At 43.6% G+C, this 8,776-nt stretch carries 9 protein-coding genes and 2 tRNA genes; 2 read left to right on the forward strand and 9 right to left on the reverse strand.

Annotated features, from left to right (window positions below):
- Window positions 1-146 precede the first annotated feature (146 nt).
- A complete protein-coding gene (locus ACZM60_RS13840) occupies window positions 147-440 on the forward strand; it encodes a hypothetical protein (protein ID WP_021971443.1) in 294 nt (97 codons plus the stop codon).
- A gap of 86 nt (window positions 441-526) precedes the next feature.
- Here the strand turns inward: ACZM60_RS13840 and ACZM60_RS13845 are convergent.
- The 5 genes from ACZM60_RS13845 to ACZM60_RS13865 form a co-directional block, all read right to left on the reverse strand.
- Window positions 527-599 (reverse strand) — tRNA-Trp (locus tag ACZM60_RS13845).
- A gap of 73 nt (window positions 600-672) precedes the next feature.
- Window positions 673-1,269, reverse strand: a complete 597-nt coding sequence (locus ACZM60_RS13850) for a uracil-DNA glycosylase family protein (RefSeq protein WP_021971444.1) — start codon at window positions 1,267-1,269, stop codon at window positions 673-675.
- 11 nt (window positions 1,270-1,280) lie between these two features.
- On the reverse strand, window positions 1,281-1,910 hold the full coding sequence (locus ACZM60_RS13855) for a DUF8491 family protein (RefSeq protein WP_021971445.1): 630 nt from the start codon (window positions 1,908-1,910) through the stop codon (window positions 1,281-1,283).
- Window positions 1,911-1,966: 56 nt separating this feature from the next.
- Window positions 1,967-2,617, reverse strand: a complete 651-nt coding sequence (locus ACZM60_RS13860; protein ID WP_340319988.1) for an RNA-binding domain-containing protein — start codon at window positions 2,615-2,617, stop codon at window positions 1,967-1,969.
- Window positions 2,618-2,714: 97 nt separating this feature from the next.
- The gene (locus ACZM60_RS13865; protein WP_489521790.1) at window positions 2,715-4,010 is read right to left on the reverse strand and encodes an L-cysteine desulfidase family protein; all 1,296 of its coding nucleotides are present in this window, start codon (window positions 4,008-4,010) and stop codon (window positions 2,715-2,717) included.
- A 194-nt stretch (window positions 4,011-4,204) separates the two neighbouring features.
- Here ACZM60_RS13865 and ACZM60_RS13870 point away from each other — a divergent pair.
- Window positions 4,205-4,289: transfer RNA gene (locus tag ACZM60_RS13870), tRNA-Ser, on the forward strand.
- A 220-nt stretch (window positions 4,290-4,509) separates the two neighbouring features.
- Here ACZM60_RS13870 and ACZM60_RS13875 read toward each other — a convergent pair.
- The 4 genes from ACZM60_RS13875 to ACZM60_RS13890 form a co-directional block, all read right to left on the reverse strand.
- Entirely contained in the window at window positions 4,510-4,965 is a 456-nt protein-coding gene (locus ACZM60_RS13875) for a hypothetical protein (protein WP_005940157.1), read from the reverse strand.
- 6 nt (window positions 4,966-4,971) lie between these two features.
- On the reverse strand, window positions 4,972-6,177 hold the full coding sequence (locus ACZM60_RS13880; RefSeq protein WP_489521791.1) for a hypothetical protein: 1,206 nt from the start codon (window positions 6,175-6,177) through the stop codon (window positions 4,972-4,974).
- Window positions 6,178-6,383: 206 nt separating this feature from the next.
- Window positions 6,384-7,742, reverse strand: a complete 1,359-nt coding sequence (gene mobV, locus ACZM60_RS13885) for a MobV family relaxase (RefSeq protein WP_489521788.1) — start codon at window positions 7,740-7,742, stop codon at window positions 6,384-6,386.
- A gap of 200 nt (window positions 7,743-7,942) precedes the next feature.
- Window positions 7,943-8,776: toprim domain-containing protein (locus ACZM60_RS13890; RefSeq protein WP_489521789.1), on the reverse strand; the 834-nt coding region annotated here is incomplete at its 5' end.

An 8,776-nucleotide genomic window follows, 5' to 3' on the forward strand; every position in this document is an offset into this window, starting at 1 on the left:
TATTGTTTCTTTGAAAACAAACCGGATGCATTGCAAGGATACTATATTGAGGACTCAAAACAACTGGCCTTATTCTAAACTTATCCCGAACTCAGGTATTTTTTTGAAATTTGTACAAAAGATTTTGTTTTTTGTACAAAAAATAAATGAGATTTCGGCTTGCTTGGGAAAACTTTTGCTTGTCCGTCTGTAAGGTCGCTTTTACGATGATAGAGCAGGCTGGAGTTCTTGTATTGAGCTTTCCGTTGTTTACAGGTTGGGGGATAGGAGATTATAACTTTGGAGTTGTATTTTATCAGGAAAAGCCAGTTTATTTTGAATTGTGTTCTTATGGAAATGTTATTTTAGGAATATGGCAGAAAGTGAAAGGTTGTCGGGGATGCTTGCTTGTTTTACGGGAATCGATTACCCTCTGGTTTCGGGAAAATGTATCACATTAGGTAATTGCTCTTCCGGTAGTGTGCGGTATGGCTCTGTACAAACGAACAAAAGCTGCAACTTTTTGAGTTACAGCTTTTTATCTCTGCACGGGAAGAGAGACTCGAACTCCCGACACTCGGTTTTGGAGACCGATGCTCTACCAACTGAGCTATTCCCGTGTTTGCGGTTGCAAAGGTACTATAAATTTTGATATCTGCAAATGCTTTTCGGTAAAAATATGGATGCTTTCTCTCATATTAGCCCTAAGTCTTTGAATATGAGTTGATAGGTTTCTGCCTTTTTTTCTATTTTCAGCGGATAGGCGCGGCTGGATGATGGCATTCGGTACAGATAAAGTATGCGATCTGCATATTCGAATGGAGATTTTCCACCTATGGGTGGTTCTGCTACCTCCAGTTGCTGCCGTAAAGTATCCGTAGCTTTTTGTCCTGTCGTCACAATGGCCCGACAGTTTGGAAGCTGTTTCAGCAGAAGATTTATATCAGTCGGCTCTACGATGTCCAGAAATTTATCAGAAGCATTGTCCTGCAAACGGCGTACGGCCGAAGCCGTATCGTATAGTGCAATACCTTTTTCATTCAGGAACTTTATAATGCGTTCCTTGTCAAACGATTTTTTGTCAGGATGCAGGAAATAATCTTTATCAGAAAAAAAGATTATTCCGAAAATGCGCCACATGTCGTTTTGCAGGTTAGGGTAGAAAAAATCCATACTCCAGCGCTTTTTTTGTGGAGGAAAGCTTCCCAGCATCAGCAATACAGCGTTTGCAGGCAGGAAAGGTTCCAGCGGGTGAGCTTCTACGGGCGGAATAATCTTTTCAGTATTCATTGGGCGTCAAATCAGGCTTTAGGCTTGGGCTCTTTTTTAGCCAGCAAGACAATGTTGTACACATATTCTGTCATCCAGCTTTCCGAATAACCCAATGTATGCTGGTAAACACGGATGTTGCCGCAGGTTTTGCGTACGCCGTCATCCTTCCAGTTGGTTTTAGTCATGATGTCATGGATAGCCTTTTCCGTCATACCGCGCAACATTTTCTTAAATACTCCCGGCATACGGAATTTCCATTGCATCAGGTTGCCGATTACCATCATCAGGTCTTGGCTGAATCCCTGGAACATGAATAGATAGTTCTTGATGTCATTCACATTCTTGCAGTTCTTTTTAATGGAATTGTCTATTTCTTTGAAGAAAATGTCGTCCAGACCGTAAATATCGCTCAGCATCTTTTTACATTTGGAGCGTTCGGCTATTCCTAATTTATTGTTTTGGGTAGGAATCTTGAGGGTACGTTTAAATACTGCCATGTCGGGCAAGAAATTAATGTTGCTGATGCCCAGTTGTGCTGCCATGACCGACTGATAATATACGCGTATCAGCGTCATAAAATCTTCCATTCCTCCTACACGTACTGTTTCGTCGGTTTCTGAGGTTTGTTTCTTTCCGAATATTTTAGAAAATATACTCATAATAATATAAATTGTTTATTTGCGTACAAAGATAGGAAATCTTTTTGTTCGTTTTTTTATTCACTGTCTTTAAGCTGAAAATAAAATGTATGTTCCATGAAAAGTTGTTCTACCAGACCGAAGCGGATAAAGTCGGCAAGCAGGCGACTTATTTGTTTTCGGTTCATGTGAGTAAGTCGGCTGCATTGTCCTAAGGTGAGGGGAGCATGCTGTTGCAGAATAGTCAACACCTGCTGTTCTCGCTGGGTATATGTCATGACAACATCTTTTTCTGCACGGTCATGTTTCCAGATATTCAGGTGTATGGGATTGGCCAGAATGTTTTCATCTTTAATGCGGACATAGGCCCATGGATGATTTTCTTCATCCAGCGCATAGATTGGTTTCTGTCTGCTTTCGTTTACCTGTACTTCCAGTACATCTTTTCCTTCCACATGATAAATATGTGTGTCGAGTTGTACTTCCGGACGGCAGTATAAATTGGCAGCGGCTTCTATCATGTATATTTCTTCTTCCGATCGTACACCGGCTATTTTCCCGTTATCTTTCACTCCAACCAGCAGTCTGCCACCTTCGGTATTGGCAAAGGCAGATAAACTTTTGGCTATTTTTCTTGCGTCGGATATAGCAAATTTAAAATCCTGGTGTACATGTTCTCCTTCGGATATCAGCTTTTCTAAATATTGTATATTTGTATTTGTTTTCATAACGGCGCAAAGTAAATGAAAAACGGCTGTCTATTCGTAAAAAATCCGTTATCTTTTGCGAAAAACAGCCGTTTCTTTATCGTTTTTACATCGATGGTCAGTCACAATGTTTGTGAGTCATGATGTCGAGTACCATCTTGTCGGTTTCATTCATACCTTCCGAACCGATTTTGGTCAGGTTACGAATACTCTGATTTACGTTTTCTTCGATGATTCCTTCTACCGAAGTAACACATTTCTGTTCCATTGCCATGATAGCAGACATGACGGCAGTCGACACTCCACTGGTCAGTTTAAGTGCACAACTTGGTTTGGCACCGTCACAAATCATGCCGGTAAGTGTAGCAATCATGTTTTGTACGGCATACATTACCTGCTGATATCCTCCACCCATAAGGTAAGTAATACCGCAACTGCTTCCTGTTGCTGCAACAACACAGCCGCACAGCGCCGACAGGCGTCCCAGACTTTGTTTGATATAGATGGCAGTCAGGTGGCTGAGTATAAGAGCTCTTGTCAGTTCCTCTTCAGAGTTGTGATTATCTTCTGCATAAATTACGACCGGTAACGTAGCGGCTATACCCTGATTTCCACTGCCGGAGTTGCTCATTACCGGAATCATGGCACCTGCCATGCGGGCATCGCAGGCTGCCGAAGTGTACGATAAAATATGAGTGAAGGTATTATTGCCCATGATGTTCTTTTCAGTTTTGCTGTTTCTCAGCATTTTGCCCAGTTCATGACCATATTTTCCCTGAAAAGAACGTTCGGCTGCATTTTTGTTCAGACGTTTTGCTTCGAGTATAAACTGTATTTCATCCAGTGGAGCAGTAGTGGCGAAATCGAAGACCTTGCGCAGGGTCAGTTCAACAGGAGCAGCTTGTGCTTCGGATGCTTGGGGAGTTCTTTTATCTAAAATGACATTCTGGTTACGGCTTACATATACAAAATTTGTGTGTCCTCCACTGATAATGGCTGTAGCCGAGTCATTGTCATGCGTACAAGTCGTTTCGATGTACAATTTTTCTTCGATATTTTCTTTTAACGCGATGTCGATGCATTGCGAATCTATCATTTTTTTCCCTTCCTCTACTGCTGTCGGGTTACTGTCTTTCAGAACTTCCAGCTCGTATTCGGACTTACCAATCAGAGCTCCCAGCGCAACAGCGATAGGAAGACCAATCATGTCTGTTCCCGGAATGCCCACTCCCATGGCATTTTTCAGAATGTTGGCACTTAAAAGTACTTTGATATGCTCTGGACGGCAGCCAAGAGTTTCCGTAGCTTTGGCAACACATAAGGCAACTGCAATGGGTTCTGTACAGCCGATTGCCGGAACTACTTCTCTTTTTATCAGAGCAATGATTTGCTCTCTTTCTGGTTTTGTGATAATGCTTTCCATTCGGTCACGTATTTAATACTGATGAAATATTGCTATTATTATAGATTAATTGATATGCAAAAGTACATTTTTTAACGGAATAATAGGGCCTGAATTAAAAATATGTTATCAAAAATTTGCGTATTAAAAAATAATGCGTACCTTTGCAACGCTTTTGAAACGAAGCACTCTTGTAAGAGAGTTTTGGAGAGGTGGCAGAGTGGTCGATTGCGGCGGTCTTGAAAACCGTTGTACTGCGAGGTACCCGGGGTTCGAATCCCTGTCTCTCCGCAATAAACGCTGAAAATCAGCAAATTGCAAAATAAACACCCAGTTTTACACCCAAGAATGTAAAACTGGGTGTTTTTGTATTATTTAAGAAATGGATTTTTGCTGGGGTTTATTAAACAAGATACTATTTCTTCTTAAAATAAAAAGATACATCAAAGGTTGCCTATGTACATGCGAATGCATTAGATAGGCAACCTTTAGTTATTTAAGTGGCATTGCATTACTTAGGAAATGTGGCTTCAATTTGTTTGGCAACACGTTTTATAGCACCTCTAATGTCTGCAGATACGCTCAATCCTAATGTACTGTATGCACCACGACATGAAGCTATCGGGCGACCCGTGAGGAAATCTATGAAATTCACAGTTACAATGGATTCTTCTTCTAAAATATCTACCCCATATTTTACCATAAGCAGTTTTGACTGTTGTGTTGCAGTCAGTTCATTTATACGCATATCACTGACCAACGTAAGTCGAGAGCCTTCTACTGCATCAAACAACTGTATTTCGTATTCCATCAGTTGGGCAGGAATGTGATAGGTGTCATTGTTGATGATTGAGGCATATTCATATTTAGACAAATCTGCATTTTGCGACACAACGCTTTTAGAGGTTGTGCAAGATGATACGGCTATTCCGATAAAAAATAGGAATGTGATAATTACTCTATTCATAAATACTTATTTAGGTTCGATATGCAAATAATAGCTTTCTTCTGCCGATTCCTCCTCATCAGGAAGCTGATGCAACATCAGCATGCGGGTGGTTTCGTTTTCCCAATACCTTTCAGCCACTACACCTTTTTCAGGCAGACATTTGAATAGACTTTCTTTGCCGTTGGCATTTTCTCCAGTACCAATACTGTTTTCCATCAGTATCATGACTGCCTTTTTAGTTGTCGGCAGAAAGTCTGCATCCGGCAGCAATTTATGGTTTACTGGGACAAATAGAGAATAAGGATTATAGCCCTTGGCAACAATGTCATACAATTTGTACTCATAATTTCGATCCAACAGACAATAGGCCGTCAGATTCGTAGGCTTCTGTAGATTAATTGCGCCCCATTCAAGTCCCAAAAAATCGCGGTCATAAAGCGTGATGCGATGCGAAGTTTCATATTCCACTTTTCCATCGCGGTAGCCTTTCAGATGGCTCTTTACCGTACCGCTCTTGAAGAAGTGCGAACTCCATTGTGTAGTGATATGTATTTCTGCGCTTTCTGCAGAAACTTTGTTTTCAGCCACTTTGAATGTGTGAGGAAAATCATCTGCGCTCCACACAATAGAATCATAATAGTGTGTGAACTCAGGGATGTCTATGGGTGAATATTCACCGTTTATATCCGTGATTCGAAAGGTAATCAAATCGAGAGGCGCCGGCAGCGGACTTTCAATCCTCATAAAGGGAGTATATTCGGACATTATCATCTTGAACTTCGCTTCTTCTGGTATAGGTTCTTGTTCGGGATCTGTTGGTCCATCATTGTTAATAGCTCTGGATAAACAGATAAGCGTATAAACCTTTCTTTCTCCATCATTGGCTGAAATCTGAATCTCTTCGTGTGCAACATCATTAGAAGTCGATGAAGGAAAGTGAATTTTCACCTGATTGCCTTCTATCTTGAGGGTGGCCCATCCACAATCGTATACGTAAGAATCTCCTGATATGGGGTTGAGCACATCATAATTCTCGCAAGTCATTACCATATTGCCTCCCTTGCCATTCGTCTCAAAAAAATAGGACGGAGAAACGTCTGTGGTTGATTTTAAAAATTGGACGTTTGCAGGCGTAATGATTTCATATGACCACTCCATGGGTCTTGCTGGTAAAACATCATCCTTGTCGCAAGCCGTTAAGAGCAGGCAGACAAGCACCATAAAAGGCATGAACATTTTATTCATATTCGTATCATATACTCTATTGGCCCCATTCGAGTGGCTAAATGGATGATGAGAAACGTGAGCCAATTATGCTTCATCCTAAGCAATCAGATGAACATACCGTTTCTTTGATTTTTTATTCTTGGGTAGATGATTCTACACAAATGTAAAATTAGTCATTTAATCGAGATTTTGCTTTATGTTGAACGAATTTATAATTTGAATCCTCTGTTTTTTTGTTCTCTCTGCACCGAATTACGCAGATTCTGCTCTAACTTTTCCCATTGTTCCTTGAACCATTGTACTATAGGCTGTCGGTTTATGGTCAGCACCAACTTATGTTCTTCGGTCAAATCGTCCTCAATCTTGCAGACCGCATCCTTTATTTTGAATGACTGTCTATGCTGTGTGGAGTACAGCTTGCCACTGCAAACGATGGGCTTCCTTTTAGCCAAAAGTACGTCTATCATTTCCTGTGTAAATCCAGCTGACTTGCAGAACTTCTCCATTTGCAGCATTTCTCTCATAACGGGGAACCATTTGAAAGCTTTGCCGATGATTTCGTTCAGCTCTTCTATTTTCTTCACCTTCATGTTCAACTCCTGTCGGTGTACCTCCTGCTGGCAGTGTGTCTCTGTGCTGTGACGCTCTTCCTGCATCCTCATGTGGTCGTTCAGCAGACGAATCTGGTTGTCACGTTTGTCTATTTCACCCTGTAGCTTTCCGTTGGCTTGTTCCAGCTCCTTCAGCTTACCGCTACCGAAAAGAGAACCGACCCCGCTGGCAATGGCAGTCATGGCATCCGTAGCCTTGTTTTTCAGCTGCTCGGTTCTGGCTTCGCTTTTGATTTTAGCCAGCTCGCTTTCCGCCCGTTCCTTTTCGGCAAGCAGCAGACCGATATTTTCCTGTATGTCCTCTGTTTGGTTCAGCAGGTCACGGTAGTATTGGGCGGTGGTGGTATGCCGGGCTTCCGAGCCGACAATGCCACGTTTCAATCCATATTTTGCCATAGCCAGTGCATACCCGTCCTGATAGGCTTTCAGCTTATGCCGGGTCATGATGTCATTGGCTGACAGCCGTGCTGTACCGCTCGGCTTCTTGCGGTAGTTCTTCTTCACCAGTTTTTCCGACTTCTTCTTTCTGCGTTCGGTCTGGACGATAGGGATGAGGGTGGCATGGATATGGGGTGTTTCCTCGTCCATATGCAGCACAGCCGAAACCACGTTCTCGCTGCCGTAGGTACGTTTCATCCATTCCACGCTGTCCCTGCACCATTCATCCAACTTGCCTGCCTGCTCTATCTGCTTCATGTCCTTGGGGCTTCCCGATAGGATGAAGCGGATGGCACGTACCTGGTTGGTTCCGATTTTGCGTGTCAGTCCGGCACTTTTCAGCCTGTGGCTGATGGCTTCGTTGCGGTTGGTTACTCCACCGGGGAACTCAATCAGCTCACGGTTGAGATGCGTCCGTGTCGGATCTGCGTTCTTCGGGGTGGTCTTTCTTTCAATGTGGTCGGACATCTTGCTGTCCGACCCGTGCGCTTTGTCAAGATGCAATACTGCGAATCCCATGTTCTTCCTTTCTTTCTGATTCGTTAGACATTTGTTTTCTTACCTCTCTTGGGGGCGGCATAGCCGTTCATCGGGGGTGTCCAGAGGGGTGGAACCCCGTTGGCTCATTGGGGGATTTTTAGCGTTACTTGTAATGCGGCTCGAAAAATCCCCTAATGAGCTACGACTTTTTCAGCATGGAAAAGTCCACGCGTCCGTCCCTACATGCTGAGCCCTCTGCCCCGTTTGGCAGGTTCCTCTCCGGTGGCTTCTTTTCCCTTCTGTCGGCTTGCTGTTTCTGCTTTCATCCGGATGGCTTCCGCCTGCTTTTCGGCTCTCTGCTGTTGTAAGTATTCGTTCAAGTCCTTGCATCCGCTGTAAATCTGCGAAGCGTCCCGGATGTACCGGTCTCTGCCGTATTCCATGCGGATTTGCCGGAGTGCTTCCAGTCCTGCATGGTCGTTGTCGAAAAAGCAGTGGATGCGTTCGTAATTGCCCAACGGATAGAGAGCCTTGTTTATATTCGATACGGAGTTCAATACAATGTAGTCCTGCTCGTCCAATTCCGGATAATTCGGGCAGCTTTCCTGTCTCAATGTCAGAAAGGAAAGGTAGTCCATGAATCCCTCGAACACATAGCAGGTAGTCCTTGCTTTCCCCGATTGTTTGATGTGGGAGATTTCCTTGGGCGCGATGCAGCCCTTGAAATAGGGGTTACGAACCTCAAACCCACCCGAGCTGTTAGGGAAGGCGATGGCAAAGTAACGCTTGCCGTTGTGGGTGTAACGGGCTTCTCTACATTCTCTTTTTGCCAGCCCCAAATCTATTCCTCTACCTTGTAAGTAGGCAAGCAGGGCAGGAGACGATAACGGTACTATCTCCAGCTGCTGGAAGCTCGGACTGAAAGAGTCCTGCTTGCCAAAGGAGAAAGATACCGGGTGTACATGCGGTGTCTGTTCCGCAATCCGCTCCAGCAGGTAAGGTACATGGTCGGTAGCATACAGGTGTGCAGCCAGTTCAATGATACCGCCCCCTTTCCCTAAACCGAAGTCGTA

The organism is Phocaeicola sp., assembly GCF_057861905.1.